Origin of the sequence: Paraburkholderia sp. GAS42, assembly GCF_050436565.1 — a bacterium.
GTDB lineage: Bacteria > Pseudomonadota > Gammaproteobacteria > Burkholderiales > Burkholderiaceae > Paraburkholderia.
The window spans coordinates 323,931-339,910 of record NZ_JBNDML010000005.1 but is presented as its reverse complement, the minus strand read 5'-3'; the positions used below and the strand labels follow the sequence as shown (position 1 = coordinate 339,910).

Here is a 15,980-nt window from a genome sequence, read left to right as displayed (position 1 = left end):
ACTTCATCGCGAACGCTGAAGAAAAGCGCAAGGAGTCGCTCGAGCGTCGAATGGAGTCTACAGTCGGTCGACGAGTTGACGTGCAACGGTTCAAAAAGGTGCTAAGCGCCTGAAACAGAGCTCGGATCCCCCGCGCGGATAGTTTCCGTAACCGACCCACTTCTGCCGGCCAATCCGATGTCCCCTCAACGGCAGTTTCCCCTCGTTGCGGTCGTTCGTAAGCGCTAGATTAAGCACACCGGGTCGATAGCCGCATTGGCCGGCATTGAAGCGTGGCTACTTTTTGCACCAGGTATTCCACGCCATCCGCAGCAACGTCGCGTTAGCCGCCCGTCGGTCGAACAGTTCGGCATCGAAATTGTCACCCGCCCATGTTCTGAGCTCTTGCGCCTCGTCGCTATTCGGTTCGTGGCTCAGAACACGCAACATCTCCGTATATCCGTGCGTACCGCCATTGTCCTCCGGTGGACAGGCACGTTCTCCGGCAACAATCCATGCCTCGCTGTAGGGTTCATGGTCAGTTCGCGCGACTTCTTCCACTTGAATGTCGTGATACCAATCGTCACCAAAGTCATATCGATAGAGGAACCGATTTCCGGGGTATGCGAGTTGGTGTAGCCGTGCCTTGCGATCATCCATCATCTCGGGATCTTCAGCGAACAGATCGAGCATATTGTCGTTGTCGCCCATTGCGTAAGTCCGTCCATCGATCTCGAAGTCATGCAAATGCGAGTCGGTCCACCCGAAGGCGGCTTGCAGGATGTGATGCAGCTTGCGCAAGGTGATGTTGCCGTCGACCTGGATTCGCCGCCAGACGGGCGGTTTGATATCACGGATCTGCGCGCGAAGTGTGTAGATGGCGTAGGACTTGGGCATGGATTCGAGCAAGGCAACGTATTGGGCGCAGGCGGACTTGTATTATCGCCCGATGTCGCGATCGGCTGTACCTGCCATGCCCGGGTGCCGGCGCCGATGCTGTGCGCTGCCTGGAAACCGGCACGCATTGCATCAACCAGAGGTCCCCGTCGCAGCTGGGCGCGTCGCAAGGTTGAACGATAGAAGGTCGGTGATGTCTGTGCCGGGCGGCCGTTGCGGAAGTTCGGTGAGCACACGTAGCAGGTATGCATAAGGTTCGACGTTGCACGCGCGGCACGTGAGCATCAGGCTGTAGAACAGCAACTTGACCCGCTTGCGTCTGCGATTGTGGAAGGCAAACACGGCACGCGCAAACGGGTCGAGTTGCATGGACTGCTCGACCAGTGCCACCAGGCTGTTGATGCCGGCCCGGAAGTCGACCGGCTCACGATGCAGGAAGACCTTCAGGTCCGCCTCGAACCGGAACATCAGCACGCTCCCAGTGCGGCAATCATCGCGCTCACGAGGGCGGCATCGTGTCCTGAACATTCGAGCTCAAGCTTCACGCCGTTGCGCAATCTGGCCGACAGTCGCGCACCCTGTGTCGCCGGTGGCGACAGGTCCGCGCGATCCAGTTCAGGCGCGGGCCGCGCAACATGTGCCGTCGCGGGGACCGGCGCCGCGTCATCGATCGCGACGACCGGCACGAAAGCCGGGAATCCGACAGCAGTGTCGACTCTCGCGCAGGCAGTTTGCTGTTCGCGCAGCCGAACCCATTTGCGCAACTGGTTGGCATTCACCCGGCCTTCAGGGCGAGGCCAGATAGCGATGCGCCTGGTTGCAGGCAGGCGTCGACCAGTCGCCGCTTGCCTGCCGGGTCGAAACTGCGCTTGCCGCCGACACCAACACGTGTCACCCGCAAGGGCAAAAAGGTCAGGTCATTCTCGGGCATGGATTGCGTCCGCAAGTTTGGGGTTGCGGACGCAATCGTGGACCTTCGCAAACGCAGAAGCTAGGTGCGCGAAAACTAGCGCTTACGATGGTGTTACCTGGCTCATGATGCGGGAGCGTATAGCGGTGGCGAAGAAGTGGCGAGCGCTACCTGCCAAGCCCACGCCAATGCTGAAAGGACGAATTCCTGTGAGTCATCTGTTCGGCGACGCCGACGCGGGAGTGTGATTGCATCGACGAGCGGCACGCTCGTCTGTACGGACTGGCAGCGGCTCCCGGCTGATTTTGACGTGCAACTGCCGTCGACGCCGCGGCGATACAATCGGCGATGCGGTAGCGATCAGCTACGCGGGGTTCCAGGAGTTAACAGTCATGGAATGGACGGACACACGGCCCGTAGTGGCGGGATACTACTGGGTGCGATTTACGGACGACCGGTCGCCGAAGCAAACCATCGGGGAAGTCGCAGACGTGCCCGGGAACGGCTCACGGCAGTTAGTTGTAGTCCTTCTCGGCGACGACGAAATATTGGAACTGGACGATCCGTTCTTCGACCGCGCACTGTTTGCTGGACCGATGCAACCGCCGCCGATGGAATGGCAAACGTAGCCGGATCGGCTGCCACTCGATCCGTAAAGCCTCACACCTTCGTGTAATTCGTGCCACAAGGCGAAGACAGCGCGCGAGAGGCTAAACGAGGCGCTTCTGCGGCCTTCTGATAGGCCTCGCGATGATGATGGGGTGGGGGCATCAAATCTCTGGCGTTTCACATGCCGGGAAACCGACCGTTCTCTCATCAGCAGATTATTTTCCCCTAAAAAAGGACTTATGCACGCGTCAACCGCCATCGTCATGCGCAAGGTCGAGAATCTGATCCCGTATGCGCGCAACAGCCGCGCGCATGACGACCCCCAAGTGGCGCAAATCGCCGCGTCGATCTGCGAGTTCGGGTTCACGAACCCGGTGCTGATCGACGGCGAGGATAGGATCGAAGCAGCCAAAGCGTTGATACCTTACTTCAATCACAGGATTTCCGACGACGAGAAGCAAGACGACTGACCCGATTTCCTGCATTGGACCGAGTCCGGGCCATTTCCGGCCGTTGGTCTGCGCTTTCATGCAAACGCTGCAACGTCCCTCCCCACTTGGCAACGGACGTTCGAGCACCGACCTGGGTTGTCACATCGTCGGCCGTTGCGGATGGCAGCGAGCGCGCCCCATTTGTGCCAAATGCTTTTGGCGGCGTCCCTTTCGCTTGCCACATCATGGACTCCCGTTACCGAAACCGTAACGCGCGTATTCCGGGCAGATCAAGGCTAGTCCGGACCAATCCACTCTTCGGCGCGAGCCAAAGGACACTCCGCCATTCCACCCTGTAATAACGTAGGCGGATCAGGCGGCGTCGCAGAACGGCGATTAGCGTTCGCTGTCTGGCACTCCACGGATAAGGTCACCGAGTTGGAATTGCTGCCAAAACGCCGGATTGTCGTCGTCGGTACCCTTTGAAATGCACAGATACATCGCCATGAGGTTCGTGCCTTGAATGACGCCGACGTACAGATCGCCCTGTTCTCCTTTCGCCGGCGGCAAAAGAGTTTTGTTTGCTTGCCAAGGTACCAGCCGAACCTGGGCAATCCCTTTGGCTTCACCAACTTCTGGCTGCGACTTGAATACGCCGCCACGACCTGTCTGACTGCGCCCATACACACCGGTTCCGCTGCCGCTTGCCCCCCAAACGCCTGTTCCGCTACCTGATACCCGATCTGCCGGATGGGGCAGAACGGTCGAACCTCCCCCTACTGGAAGAGTTTCGATGCTTAATCCGACGACCCCTGCTCCCAGTAGCTCGGGCTTGTCTGGATCATGTTTTGGATCAGGATCGCTAACCGCGTTGCTTGCACCCAAAACGCCTGCTGCCCCACCGAGCTGACCTGTCGCATTCGTATCAAATAAGGAGGTCAGAAAACAAAGGCCTGCAACACCGACGTTGTTGCCATAGCCCTTGCCAACAACCCCTGCATCATCTGGCTCGTCGGACTCCCCGGGTTTCGGCGTCGTGACGCTAGTAATCTGGCCGTAGACGCCTTTGTGGAGTCCTTGCCCAAAGACCCCTGTTCCTTTCGCTCCCAACACTCCCGACACTTCTTCCCCCGGGAGTTTTAGCGATGCACCAATCACTCCTGTGCCGTCGTTGCCACAAAATCCCCTGACACCGATGTCTGTTCCCTCAACGTCTACACCCCTGTTATAGGTTCCGGATGTATGGAATGCAGCAGAGCCGGATTCATTGGCAGTAAAGTCTGTGTCTGTAGCCATGATGTACCTCTCACTCGTAATCACTCGAAGAAAATACCAACGATTGGTGTTGTTTCGTTGCTCTCGGTATCACTAATGCATAAGCGAGCTTCCATCGACAAGTGCACGCTCACGCTGACGGCCGGAAGCCCATCGCAACGGTTCCAAACGGGTCGATTTTCGCCGGGCGGCGAAATCCTAGCCGAGGAGCGAAGTGAAACAATTCCGTCACCTGTCTCTACCGCTGTAATAATTTTTCCCCTGTGTTTCTATTTGTTTCCCCTTCGACTTGGTGATAATGACTTTATATCGGCCACGGTAAGGCGACCTGAAAAATCAAGGCGACTGACGGAGAGTGTCACTCATTTCCGACATCCCCTATGCACGCGATCTACTGCCGCCGGAAGGCCGGGGCGATCAAATTTCGCGTCCGCGAACCGTAAACGTCTACCAGAATTCGATTCAAACGGGTGAAGAGGTGGATATGTGCGCTACCCCACATATCTCGCGAGCATCTAACTGAAAGTAACCACGTCGTCTATCAGTTTCCCTAACGAGCCTCCGCGGCCTCGACTTTGTCTTTGGTATAGGTGGACCGGTTGGTGTAGCCATTGCACTGTCCTCAAGTCGGCTGCCGCTGTCGTGTCGAAAGCAATACCAGGAACAGACTGCGTCTTTGCAAACGGCCTTGTTGCCCGAAGCGTGTCGGGCGGGCACGATATGAACCGCCCAGGAGAACCCTATTTGAAAACCGGCGAACAGGCATGGGACAGTGAGCCTCATGCGGTAATGACTCGCCAACAGAATCGTCGGGTTCTTCTCCCGTTCGGTCCGACCTCGTCTTGCTATCGCGTCGAGCAGTGGTTGAATTTGCGGTCAATCAGGTCATGCGGCGGCGGGCGGTAACGGTGGATGCATCGGATGGCGTTGCCAGGCATCGGCATCGTAGCGCTCGTCCCTGGCGAGCATCGCCCACAGCATGCGGGCATGCTTGTTGGCGATCGTAATCAGCGTCTTGTGATAGCCCTTGCGCTCATGGAGCTGCCTGATCCATCGTTGCAGGCGGCTCGCGTGCGTGGGATCGGCACGCAGCGCTGACTGCAACGTACTTCGGGCGCCCTGAACCAGCAGCGTGCGCAGATAGACGTTGCCGCGCAGGCTGATATGTCCGAGCCGCGTCCTGCCACCGGAGCTGTGCTGGCGCGGGGTCAGGCCAAGCCAGGCACCGAACTGCCGGCCATTGCGGAAGACCTTCGCGTCGGGAACGGTCGCAGCCAGCACACTGGAGGTCACCGGACCGACACCGAGCAGCTCGCCGGCGCGTCTTGCAACGTCACTGCTTCTGGCGTGAGTGGCGATCTGCTGATCACAGCGGGCGAGCCGCAGGTTCAGCGCGGCCAGTTGCTCACGCACCCCCAGCAGCATGGCGCGCACCGGGTCAGGTAGCCTGGCGTCTTCGATCAGTGTGGGCAAGGCGCCGAGAAACCGGTCCGCGGAACGCGCGATCACCACCCCGAATTCGGCGAGCAGCCCGCGGGTCCGGTTCAGCAACGCGGTACGTTCCTCCTGCCAGCCATTACGCACGCTATGCCACGCCAGGATCGTCTGCTGCCCGACGGACTTGATCGCCACAAAACGCATCGTCGGCTGCCGCGCCGCAACGGCGATGGCCTCAGCGTCGGCTGCATCGTTCTTGCCACCTGGTCTGAACGGCTTGACGAACTCGGCAGGAATGAGCCGGGCCGTGTGACCACGCGCGGCAAACCAGCGCCCCCAGTGGTGGGACGAGCCGCAGGCTTCCATCGCGACGCGGCACGGAGAAAGCTGCTCGGCCCATCGCATGAACGCCTCGCGTCGCAGCACGCGCCGCTGCAGCACCGCGCCCGTGGCATCGAGCACGCAGACCGCGAACACATCCTTTGCCAGGTCGATACCGACGGTAGTAAGCTGGTCCATGACTTCCCCTCCTGTACAGATTGATGGCTGACACCTCAATCCTGGCACTCGATGCCGTGCGACCTCAACGTCGCCTCAGGTTGGGGAAGTCCTTGCAAACAGAATCGACTCTTCTCGGCGGTTCGGCTCGACGCCATATCAACGGCAGTTACGAATGTACAACGTAGCAGCCCTTTCTGGTGGGCGCCGTACTCGTTGCGCCAGCGGTAATAGCTCTGCTCGGAAATGCCGACTTCCCTACAGTCCAGCAGAGCGCTCCCCGGAGCGTCACCGATACCCGACCGCGCAAATTTTTCCATGAACGACGCGTGGTACGTCTATAACACCCGAACGGGGCTGCGCTCAGATCATCGATGACCAGTTGCGTGATGTTCACGAAACGCTTGGAAGGCATATCGCCCTCCAAGAATTCGTGGTTGTTGATGCAGGAAGGCAACTTGCAACGTCCGTTTCCGTTGGGAGGCAAATATGGACAAGCGATTGAATGAAGAAGGGATGGATCTGCTGTTCCGTCAGGCTCGAACCCACAATAGCTGGCTGCCTAAGCCGGTCAGTGATGACACATTGCGCGAACTCTACGAGCTGATGAAGTGGTGTCCAACGAGCGCAAACTGCAGCCCAGCACGTATTCTGTTCCTGCGCACTCAGGAAGCAAAGCAACGACTTCTGCCGGCATTGGCACCAGGCAATATCGACAAGACGATGAGCGCACCGGTGACTGCCATTATCGCTTATGACGGCAAGTTCTATGACAAGCTGCCTAAACTCTTCCCGCACGCAGATGCGCGAGCCTGGTTCGCCGACACACCGGAACTGGCCGAGGTCACGGCACGGCGCAATAGCTCGCTACAAGGGGCTTATTTCGTCCTGGCTGCCCGCTCGCTCGGACTGGATTGTGGTCCGATGTCCGGGTTCGATCATGCAAAAGTTGACCATGAATTTTTTCCTGCGAGCGCACAGGAGGGCGCCTTCCAGCAGGAGTACTTTCCCGACAGCCACATCAAGTCGAATTTCCTCTGCAATCTGGGCTATGGTGATCCGGCAGGGCTGTTCCCGCGCAGCCCACGCCTGGATTTTGACGAGGCCTGCAAATTGCTTTGACCACCAGGAACCCGGCTTCGCGGGCCTGATCCCCCTCGCCTGGGTGCAAACGGCTCACGTGCCGGTGGATCAGCATGTGGGCCCAATTGCACGGCCACTGCAAAGAAGACGTTCTGGTCCGGTGGGGGCATACCCATACGACATCAACTCTGGTTTGAAACGGATTCCTTTGCTGCAGATGGCAACGGCGGCCCTGACGCTGATTCGAACAAGTCGAAGTGACACGGAGACACTGGTGTGCGGTGATCATGTACGGCCGCGGATCTTGATTGTCTGCAGCAGGTAAGCGGACGGACAAGTAACAAATCCGACTGGCAGAAACTGACCGGCAGTACGCATTCACGCAGCCTGCCGGAAAGCTACCGTTGATGAACCCAACGTCCGCTCAGGAGAGCATTCGTCGAACTGGTGCTTGCGGCCAGTTTGAGCCATTCAGAGGAAGCTTTCGCGGGTCCGCTCCCGGCTCGACATAAGACGGTCGCTGATCGCGCTCTGAGCTTGCCGTCCGCCATTCCAGGGCATCGCGAATTGCGGATGAAGGGTGACCTGCTGTGTGACCTGACGTCCAGGTGCGATGACGCCGGTGAATAATGCCCGGTCCACTACGGGTGGCCGTGCTGCAGAAAAGCAGAGGTTCATTGGGCGGGCACACCACGTGAAGGCCGGCGCCTGAACGGGAACCGCTACCTGCGAAACGCGCTTCGCGTGCGCCGAAGCACGTCGACGTCCACCGACAAGCGGCTCAGATTACGCAGTCGGAACAGTTCCGCCGTCGATGACGTACTCAGTGCCGGTGATGGCGCTGGCCCGCGCGGAGACGAGGAAACCGATGAGTTCTGCCACTTCCCGGGGAGAGCATGGCCGGCCGAGAGGAATGCCCCCGAGCGAATCCATGATGATCTTGCGAGCGCCGTCCGTGTCGATGCCGTTCTGCCGGGCGATCTCAGCAACGAGACCCGCGGCGGCATCCGTCTCAACCCAGCCGGGTGAGACACGCACGACCCGAACGCCTTTCGGACTAACTTCCTTGGACAAGGCTTTGCTGTAGTTCGACAGGGCAGCCTTGGCGGCGGCATAGGCAATCGTGGCCTCCGGCAACGGTAACTGCCGCTGGATCGACGTGACGTGGATGATGACGCCTGAGCGCTGCTCGACCATCGAGGGCAACAGCGCGCGATCGATGCGTACTGCCGGGAACAGGTTCAGGCTCAATGCCTTGTTCCATTCGTCGTCGTCGAGCACACTGAAACCACCCGCTGGCGCAGATGAGCCACCCGCCACATGCACGATTATATCGACGCCGCCGAGCCGCTCGAGCACGGCGTCGACAATGGTTTTACAACCCTCGACCGTCGTGATATCCGCACCGATGAACCTTTCTTCGGTAAGTTCATCGGAACGCGAACGTGCCGTCGCGAGGACGTTCGCTCCCGCCTCGCAAAGGTGTGCGACAACGGATTTACCGACGCCTTTGGTCCCGCCTGTAACAAGCGCCCGAAGGCCTTGAAGTTCAAGTGCCGCGCTCATCAGTGAATCTCCAGAGACACGATCTTGCCGTCGGCCAGGACAAACGTGTAGGTCAGCTCGACCGGGCTGCCGGGGAAGGCGCCCGTGAGCCTGGCGCGCATCGTCACGGCGGCGCCATCCTGGGACAAGTCCAGCGGCTCGATGGCGTACTGGTACCTGGCTTTGGTGTCTTTCTTCCAGGCCTGGATGGCTTCGAGCCCCTCGATAGTGCGGCCCTCGTCGCGCACAACGGCGTCGGCAGCGAAGCAGTTCGCGAGAGGAGCGGTGTCGCTGGTGGTTTCCGCGTTCAGATAGGCATTCAGTGGCGGCGGCAGGGTTATGTTCATCGGACTTTTCCTGAACGTCACGTTTGCATGTCCCAATGATGGCGCTATAGTTACCACATCGCAAGAACGCACTAAAAAGTAAGTAAGCCGTGCCCAACCGAAAAGCCTACACTCCCACGACCGCCGCGATCGACGTCGAAGCCGCATTCAAGCTGCTGGAAGGACGTTGGAAGCTGGTCATCCTGTTTCACCTTTTCGGTGGTCAGGTGCGACGCTTTTCGGACCTCGAGAGTCTGATCCCCGGCATCACGCAAAAGATGCTTGCCCAGCAACTACGCCGCCTCGAAGAGGACGGCATTGTGACGCGCACGGTCTATCACCAGGTGCCGCCGAAGGTGGACTACCGCCTAACCGATTGGGGCCAGGCGCTCTGCCCGGCACTGGATGCAATCCTGAAATGGGCGGAGCGCCGTGAAGACTTTCCATCGGCTGCGTCGAGTGTGCGTGCCAAAGGCTGACAGACCTGTTTTCCTTACGACGTAGTCGTGCGGGAAATGCCCCGAGATATACTTCCTGCATGGAACTCGACCCCCGCGACCTCGATAAAATCAGTGCCGTCACGTTGCAGCACTACGACGCGCACGCGGAAGATTTCCGCGACGGCACGTACGACCACGACGTCACGCAGAACATCGCGGCGCTGCTGCACCATATCGAAGTCGAGCCCCCTCTTACGATCCTGGATTTCGGCTGCGGGCCGGGGTGAGATCTCAAGGCCTTCACTACACTCGGCCATTGCGCGGTCGGCCTCGATGGCGCCGAGCGCTTCGTTGCAATGGCGCGTGACGCGACTGGCTGCGACGTCTGGCAGCAGGATTTCCTGCATCTCGATTTGCCGGCCGCGCACTTTGACGGCATTTTCGCCAACGCCGCGCTGTTCCATGTCCCGAGTCAGGCGTTGCCGCGCGTGTTGCGGCAATTGCACGCGACACTGAAGCTCGGCGGCGTGCTGTTCAGCTCCAACCCGCGCGGCACGAATCAGGAAGGCTGGAGCCACGGCCGCTACGGCGTCTTCCATGATCTCGAAGCATGGCGCCGATATATGGCGGGCGCGGGATTCGTCGAAATTGAGCACTATTACCGGCCCGCCGGCTTGCCGCGTGAGCGGCAGCCGTGGCTAGCCAGCGTGTGGCGCAAGCCGGTTGCCTGAAACGCCAGGGGCTGTCACCGTATGCCCGCGTTGGGCTTGGCAGATGCTTGCGTTCAAGCCGCTTTGATGCAGCGCAAAGCAGCCGACTTGCAGCACTGTCCATCGCGCAGAGAAACGGCCAGTCGTGGATCTCGCACAATCGGCAGAAACGGGGACGCCTGTCGTCGGCCGCGACAGGCAGAGTGCGGACAGTGGACGAAACCGCTCGCGCGGTAATGGGGCTACGGCTCAACGTTAGTGATCCGGGAGAGGAAACCCACTCTGTTTTCATGTGAAGGGCGAGGCAATCCGCCTCGTCATTCAACGGGAGCAGAGTCATGACTCATACCCTCCAGGCTATCAGCCCGCTGCGCCAGCGCATGATCGACGACATGCGCATGCGCAAGCTCACACCCGGAACCCAATCGGGTTATCTGCGCGTGGTCCGGCAGTTCGCGGCGTTCCTCGGGCGAGCGCCCGATACAGCCACCGTCGAGGCGTGGCCCCTGACGCAAAATCGAACCTGGCAGCCTTGAGCATTGAGGCGAGCGGTTCTCCACCTCTCGATCTTCTCGAAAGTCCGCATTCATTGACGCCAGTAGCACACGTTCGCCACTGTCGCCGACGAATGGCTGGTCCGAAGCGATGCGACGCACACTCGCGAATGCAATATCGCCCGTGTACATTGACGCGTCATCCACTCGTCGCGAGTCCGCCGCCATGACACCATTCGATCAAGCCAGAGCCGACAAGTCACCGTCCAGTCACGAGCGCTGGCCTCATCTGCGATTTCATCTTCCTTACAATCATGCGACATCGACCTTCGGAGACAGCTGGTTCGCGCTCAAGGCCGAAGCATTCGCGCGCTTCTTCGGCACGCCGACGTTTCTCGTCGCGCAGACCTTGGTCGTCGCGATCTGGATCATCGTCAACGTAGTGGGCCTCACGAAATTCGATGTTTACCCTTTCATTCTGCTAAATCTCGCATTCAGCTTGCAGGCCGCCTACGCGGCGCCGTTGATCCTGCTGGCGCAGACGCGTCAGGCCGATCGTGACAAAGCGCTCGCCGACGCGGACGCACGTCATCGTGAGGACATCGCGAAATCCGCCGAACAGCGACAACTGCAAATGGCCGAGCACACCGCGCAGATGGCTGCGCTGTTGCAACAGAACACCGAACTCACGGAGATCACGCGGCAACTGAGCGCGAGGATCGAAACGTTGACCCTCGAAATGCATGCAAAGGTACTATCGGCGAATTGAGGGGTACGTCGCGTGCGATAGCTATGTTGCTGCGCGCACAAAGCGGTCTGGCACCGGCAGTGAATTCGAACGGCTCCTTGAGCCGCGAAACTACATGCCGAGACGGCCGCTCGAACGGCTGTTTTACTTTGCAGGGCGCCGTAGCGCTCGAGTCGGGTTGAAGGGCAGATGTGGGTCTATTTTGTTGAAAAACTCGTAGCGCGCCGTTTTAGAACGGCTTGCAAAAAAATCGACTTCTCAGATCGACCTACAAACCGCTCGCGAGCATCGGTCAAGGGTAAAACGACCCCTGAAAACCTCGCCAGAATGACGGTCGTCGAGTTTTTCAACAAAATAGGTCGAACAGCGCCCGTCGACGGCGGTAGTGTGAAGCTGACCGGTTAGCGGCAGTCTCGCTGCCGCGCTCGATGCCGGCTAACATGATGACCGGCATCCGGACTCGATGCATGTCCGGACTGGGTCATCCGATCGACATTGGGGCGGGGCCGTGACCATCGGCAAGCTGAGGATTCGCGCACTCGCGTTCTGCATAGCAGCCGCGTTACTGGGCAGCGGGGCCGCATTGGCAGACGCAGTCAAGGTGATGATTTCGGGCGGGTTTGCGTCGGCCTATCGCGAACTGGGCCCGCAATTCGAAGAGGCAACCGGCCGTAAGCTAATTTGTAGCGGCCCGATAACATAAATCGCAGGGCCCGATTACATCGGTGGTTGCGGGACCACATTAGTCGAGAATATCGGTGCGCGTGGGACCACATTACGTGAGAACGAGCCCACGTTATTTGATAACAGCCCGATAACATCCGTCAGGGACCACATTAGGTGAGAACGCTATAGCGGCACGCCGGGAGCACGCCGGGCGACGGCGGCCAGGATTCAAGGCGCGTCCCTTTTCGACGCAAAGCCGGCCGATGCGCCGGCGTAAGCGCAAGGGCCGTTTTCAAGGGCGAAGCGGCCGCTCCAACGCCCAAGTCCGCCATCACAAATTCGACTCGAACCCGACACGGGACTGGCAGCGAACCTGTAAACGGTGAGCGACAGACCCCGCGCGGCTCATTGCGATCGTGACTGCGCGTCGACTGTCGCCTGATAACCGCCGCCCAGCGTCTTCGTGAGCGCAATGGACGTCTGAATACTCTGGCCCGTCAGCTCAAGCAACGCAAGTTGTTCCTGAATCGCCGTCTCGCGCGCCTCTTCCACCTGCAACCTGTCGACCAGTCCACGCCCATAGCGGGCCGATGCGCTGTCGAAAACAAACTGCACGTCCTGAAGCTTTTTTTGCTGCATCGCGGTCCGCTCACCCAGGTTTTTCAGTGCGCTTCCGTTTTGCGCCACGTCCCGAACGGCATTCAATACGGCCTGGTTGTATTGCAGAATGGTGGCATTGCTCAATGCGCGCTCGCCGCCAAGCGACGCATTCAGACTGCCGCTGTCGAAGACAGGTAGATAGAGACCTGGTGCGATATTGATCTGCTGGCTTGCATGAAGAAAAAGTTGAGACAGGTTCAACGCGTTGAAGCCGAAGAACGCCTTGATATCGAAGCTCGGATAGAACGCCGCCTTTGCTGCGTCCACGCGTTTCAACGATGAAACGACATACCAATGCAACGCTTGCAAATCAGGGCGGCGCGCAAGCAGTTGAAAGCCGAGACTGTCCGGAACGCCCGTCGCAACAATGGGCAGAGTCCGGGGCGCCATGTTGCCGAGCCCGCCCGAATCCGCGCCTATCAGCGCGCGAAGCGACTCCCGCCCGTTCGTCACCTGCTCGGATGTCTGCGCGATCTGCTGATCCACCGTAAGAAGCTTCGCTTCTGCCTGTTTGGCCGTCGTGTCGGGCTCGAGTCCGCGTGCGAATCGCGAACGTTGCGCATCGACTTCGATCGAGATCGCGTCTCTTTGCTGTTTGAGCAGATCGATCTCGGAGCGCGCGGTTTGCACGACGTAGTAGATTCGCGCGATGTCTGTCGAAAGCTCGAGCGCCACGTCCGCTTCCTCCGCCTTTTGCGCGTTCTGGACCCCCACGGCCGCAGCAATCTCCGAGCGGTGCCGCCCCCAGATGTCCAGGTCCCACGCGCCGTCGAAACCGACCAGCCCCGTCGTATACCAGGGGCCATTCGCGCCGATCGCCGGATCGGACCCCGCGTATGCGCTCAGGAATCCATGAGATGAGACACGTTCGCGGTCGATGGCGCCGCTCGCTGCAAGCTGCGGCCCGGCTGCCGCCACCGCCAGTTCTGCCTGCGCATGAGCCTGCGCCACTCGTTGGCGCGCGAGTGCGATTGTCGGAGACGCCACCAGAGCACGGTCGATGAGGGCAGTCAGTTGCGGGTCGTCGTACTGAAGCCACCACTTGTCGGACGGCCAATCGCCGGTGGGCAAATCGAGCTTTGGCGAAACCTGCATACGAGCCGCTTCGATCTGCGAAACGGCACCGCTGTCGTGATGAATCAACGCACAGCCGCTGAGCAGTGCCGCACCCGCTATGGCGCAGCACCCTGATTGCAAGGCACAACGGCCACGCCACACGGCGAACATCGCATCATTCATGGTGTGTGCCTGCTCGAAGCCTTAATGGGAAGGAGGCCTTCTCCTCCAACCAGTCCGGCAAGCTCGATACCGCTCGCAGAACACGGTTGATTTCGTCGACCAGCTCCGCCTCGCGGCCACCAACGCCGTCAACGTCAACATGTCGTGCCGGCACGCGGGGAGTTCTGGCGGAAGGTTCCGGCGCCGTCAGTCCGGCCGCATACTGCTCGATTGCGGAGACAGCACTGGACGCGGAATCGGAAAGTTGGGGCCTGGTAACATCAAACGCACTTCGAAAGGCATCGGCGGCAAGCAACAGTTCGCGGGCCGCTGCAAGCACCGAATTCGCTCGAAGCGTGACGCGCTCTTCTTCGCCTTCGCGCCAGGTCGGTTCAAGCGCGACGCGCAAGAGCATACCTTCGCAGTCGCTAAGCGCGGCCCACGCGGCCATTCGTTGCTTGCCAATTGTTGTCTGATCTTCAGTCGACTGCCCCATCGCAAGGAGTTTCGCCGTCGACGCAAGACTGGCCGAGAGCCTGCGTCTGAGCAAGGTGGCCTCGCCTTCCGGCCAGATGCACACCTGCACGAAGGTCGCGACAGCGATGCCGAGGAAGATGCCGACCATGCGATCCCGAACCTCGGTCAGGTCATACGTTGGGGCGAACTGTTCGAGGAATGCCAGCGAAAACGTGAACATCAATTGCACGCCCGCGTAGCTGATGCGTTCAGAGCCTGCTGCTATCCATGCGCCAGTGAACAGGACGGGCACAACGACCACAACCAGCGCTGCGATGCCGTCAATTTGCGGAAGAATGAAAACGATCTCGAAGAGCGCAAGCAGGCTTCCAAACACGGCTCCCCAGAAGCGCAGCACGGACCGCCGGCCCGACGCGCCGAGACTGGGTTGGGCCACGACGAGGCACGTCAGCATTACCGTATGAACCCCCTGCCATCCGGCCGCGCTGTAGAAGACATAGCACACGAGCACGGCCAGCAAGGTCTTGAGCGAAAACTGGACGTAGACAGGGTTGCTCAAAGCATCGGGCGCGACAACGGGCTGGCGTGGCGGCATGTGCATCGCGTCGGCCTGCGCGGCCTTGAACGCATCAAGCTCGAGAAACGTACGTTGCATCGCCAGCAACGCCCAGGGCATGCCGGCGGCAGATGCCTCGCGTGCGGCAAGCGGAAGTAAAAACGGTTCATCTCTTTTGATCGAATCGGCCAATGCCGCGCACCCGTCGCCCAGGGACACCACGCCCATCGCAAGAGGCCCCGAGCTGCCCGGCAGCAGGCGCAGGTTCGATGCAGCGACGTAGAGATTCGACACCGCCGTCACGGTCGCGAGGTCACGCGCCTCGGCAAGCGCGCTTTGCTTGCCGCGCATCGCGGTAAACCTCAGCAGTTTCTGCAGCGAAGCCGTGGCGACTTCTACATCGAGCACGGTCATCGGAGGAAGCGCGGATGCGCCGTCGAGCAACGCGTCCAGTCTTGCCTGCACCGCAGCGAGCTTCGACACCATCATCCGGCGCAGCTGTTGGCGCGGCTCCATCGGCAGCAGTAGCGTATTAATGACCAATGTGAGGGCAATCGGGTAGCACACGGCAACCCACACCCATAGCGTCGCGCGGACGATCCCTTCCGCATTCTGCGTCACGTCGACAAACGTCTGCACGTAAATGACGACGAGGGCCGCGATAAAGAAAACGATGCCGAACTGGAACACGCGCATCGCATACACGCAACAGAAAAATATGATGCTGGCGAATACAATCCGCAGCAGCGGATAGTCGAACGTCCATTTGAGCAATAACACTGTGCAGCCACTCGCGAGCGTAATGCCCACGAGAAACAGGATGCCGATCATGCGCGTGACTACGACGTTCGACTGGGTCACGTAGAACACCACAATGAGCGACAGGGCAAGGTACGGCACCTGAAGCGTCATCGACGCTACGATCACGACGGCTGCACTGGCGATGCAACGCAAAGCAACGTTCATCCGGCCGGGAAATGGCGACAGCTCGTCGCGCAGGAACAGGAGCAATTGATTCATC

The 15,980-nt window shown here is 59.9% G+C and carries 13 protein-coding genes and 4 pseudogenes; 8 read left to right on the top strand and 9 right to left on the bottom strand.

Features of this window, described 5'->3' with window-relative positions; all coding sequences use genetic code 11:
- Positions 1-276: 276 nt before the first annotated feature.
- From P3T16_RS10960 to tnpA, 3 genes and pseudogenes are all read right to left on the bottom strand, one after another.
- The gene (locus P3T16_RS10960) at positions 277-876 is read right to left on the bottom strand and encodes a plasmid pRiA4b ORF-3 family protein (protein ID WP_429342275.1); all 600 of its coding nucleotides are present in this window, start codon (positions 874-876) and stop codon (positions 277-279) included.
- A 132-nt stretch (positions 877-1,008) separates the two neighbouring features.
- Complete coding sequence (tnpB, locus tag P3T16_RS10955; protein WP_429342274.1) at positions 1,009-1,344, bottom strand: IS66 family insertion sequence element accessory protein TnpB; 336 nt, start codon at positions 1,342-1,344, stop codon at positions 1,009-1,011.
- Positions 1,344-1,807 (bottom strand): annotated as a pseudogene (gene tnpA / locus P3T16_RS10950) (IS66-like element accessory protein TnpA). The gene tnpB and the pseudogene tnpA overlap by 1 nt, the downstream one beginning before the upstream one ends.
- A gap of 371 nt (positions 1,808-2,178) precedes the next feature.
- Between tnpA and P3T16_RS10945 the strand changes: the two are divergent.
- Together P3T16_RS10945 and P3T16_RS10940 are read left to right on the top strand one after the other, a co-directional pair.
- Positions 2,179-2,415 carry a hypothetical protein gene (locus P3T16_RS10945; RefSeq protein ID WP_429342273.1) on the top strand — a complete coding sequence of 79 codons (237 nt, stop codon included), beginning with the start codon at positions 2,179-2,181 and terminating at the stop codon, positions 2,413-2,415.
- Between the two features lie 243 nt (positions 2,416-2,658).
- Positions 2,659-2,802, top strand: a pseudogene (locus P3T16_RS10940) (ParB N-terminal domain-containing protein); the annotation flags it as partial.
- A 420-nt stretch (positions 2,803-3,222) separates the two neighbouring features.
- On the opposite strand, the gene P3T16_RS10935 reads toward P3T16_RS10940, so the two are convergent.
- Positions 3,223-4,122 carry a hypothetical protein gene (locus tag P3T16_RS10935; RefSeq protein WP_429342272.1) on the bottom strand — a complete coding sequence of 300 codons (900 nt, stop codon included), beginning with the start codon at positions 4,120-4,122 and terminating at the stop codon, positions 3,223-3,225.
- An 864-nt stretch (positions 4,123-4,986) separates the two neighbouring features.
- A complete protein-coding gene (locus P3T16_RS10930) occupies positions 4,987-6,057 on the bottom strand; it encodes an IS110 family transposase (protein ID WP_429342271.1) in 1,071 nt (356 codons plus the stop codon).
- 468 nt (positions 6,058-6,525) lie between these two features.
- Here P3T16_RS10930 and P3T16_RS10925 point away from each other — a divergent pair, with 468 nt between their 5' ends.
- On the top strand, positions 6,526-7,158 hold the full coding sequence (locus P3T16_RS10925) for a malonic semialdehyde reductase (protein ID WP_429342270.1): 633 nt from the start codon (positions 6,526-6,528) through the stop codon (positions 7,156-7,158).
- A 747-nt stretch (positions 7,159-7,905) separates the two neighbouring features.
- On the opposite strand, the gene P3T16_RS10920 is transcribed toward P3T16_RS10925, so the two are convergent.
- On the bottom strand, positions 7,906-8,685 hold the full coding sequence (locus P3T16_RS10920; protein ID WP_429342269.1) for an SDR family oxidoreductase: 780 nt from the start codon (positions 8,683-8,685) through the stop codon (positions 7,906-7,908).
- The gene (locus tag P3T16_RS10915; protein ID WP_429342268.1) at positions 8,685-9,011 is read right to left on the bottom strand and encodes a nuclear transport factor 2 family protein; all 327 of its coding nucleotides are present in this window, start codon (positions 9,009-9,011) and stop codon (positions 8,685-8,687) included. The genes P3T16_RS10920 and P3T16_RS10915 overlap by 1 nt, the downstream gene beginning before the upstream one ends.
- Positions 9,012-9,100: 89 nt before the next feature.
- Here P3T16_RS10915 and P3T16_RS10910 point away from each other — a divergent pair, with 89 nt between their 5' ends.
- From P3T16_RS10910 to P3T16_RS10890, 5 genes and pseudogenes are all read left to right on the top strand, one after another.
- Positions 9,101-9,469 (top strand): winged helix-turn-helix transcriptional regulator, encoded by a 369-nt coding sequence (locus tag P3T16_RS10910; RefSeq protein ID WP_429342267.1) that lies wholly within the window; start codon positions 9,101-9,103, stop codon positions 9,467-9,469.
- Positions 9,470-9,528: 59 nt separating this feature from the next.
- Positions 9,529-10,161 (top strand): annotated as a pseudogene (locus P3T16_RS10905) (class I SAM-dependent methyltransferase).
- Positions 10,162-10,478: 317 nt separating this feature from the next.
- Positions 10,479-10,637, top strand: a pseudogene (locus P3T16_RS10900) (phage integrase N-terminal SAM-like domain-containing protein); the annotation flags it as partial.
- 223 nt (positions 10,638-10,860) lie between these two features.
- On the top strand, positions 10,861-11,403 hold the full coding sequence (locus P3T16_RS10895) for a DUF1003 domain-containing protein (RefSeq protein ID WP_429342266.1): 543 nt from the start codon (positions 10,861-10,863) through the stop codon (positions 11,401-11,403).
- 168 nt (positions 11,404-11,571) lie between these two features.
- Positions 11,572-11,787 (top strand): hypothetical protein, encoded by a 216-nt coding sequence (locus P3T16_RS10890; RefSeq protein ID WP_429342265.1) that lies wholly within the window; start codon positions 11,572-11,574, stop codon positions 11,785-11,787.
- A gap of 666 nt (positions 11,788-12,453) precedes the next feature.
- On the opposite strand, the gene P3T16_RS10885 is transcribed toward P3T16_RS10890, so the two are convergent.
- Together P3T16_RS10885 and P3T16_RS10880 are read right to left on the bottom strand one after the other, a co-directional pair.
- On the bottom strand, positions 12,454-13,947 hold the full coding sequence (locus tag P3T16_RS10885) for an efflux transporter outer membrane subunit (protein WP_429342264.1): 1,494 nt from the start codon (positions 13,945-13,947) through the stop codon (positions 12,454-12,456).
- Positions 13,940-15,979: an FUSC family protein gene (locus tag P3T16_RS10880; protein ID WP_429342263.1), complete on the bottom strand. Its 2,040-nt coding sequence runs from the start codon at positions 15,977-15,979 to the stop codon at positions 13,940-13,942. Before P3T16_RS10880 ends, P3T16_RS10885 begins: the two co-directional genes overlap by 8 nt.
- Between the last annotated feature and the right edge of the window lies 1 nt (position 15,980).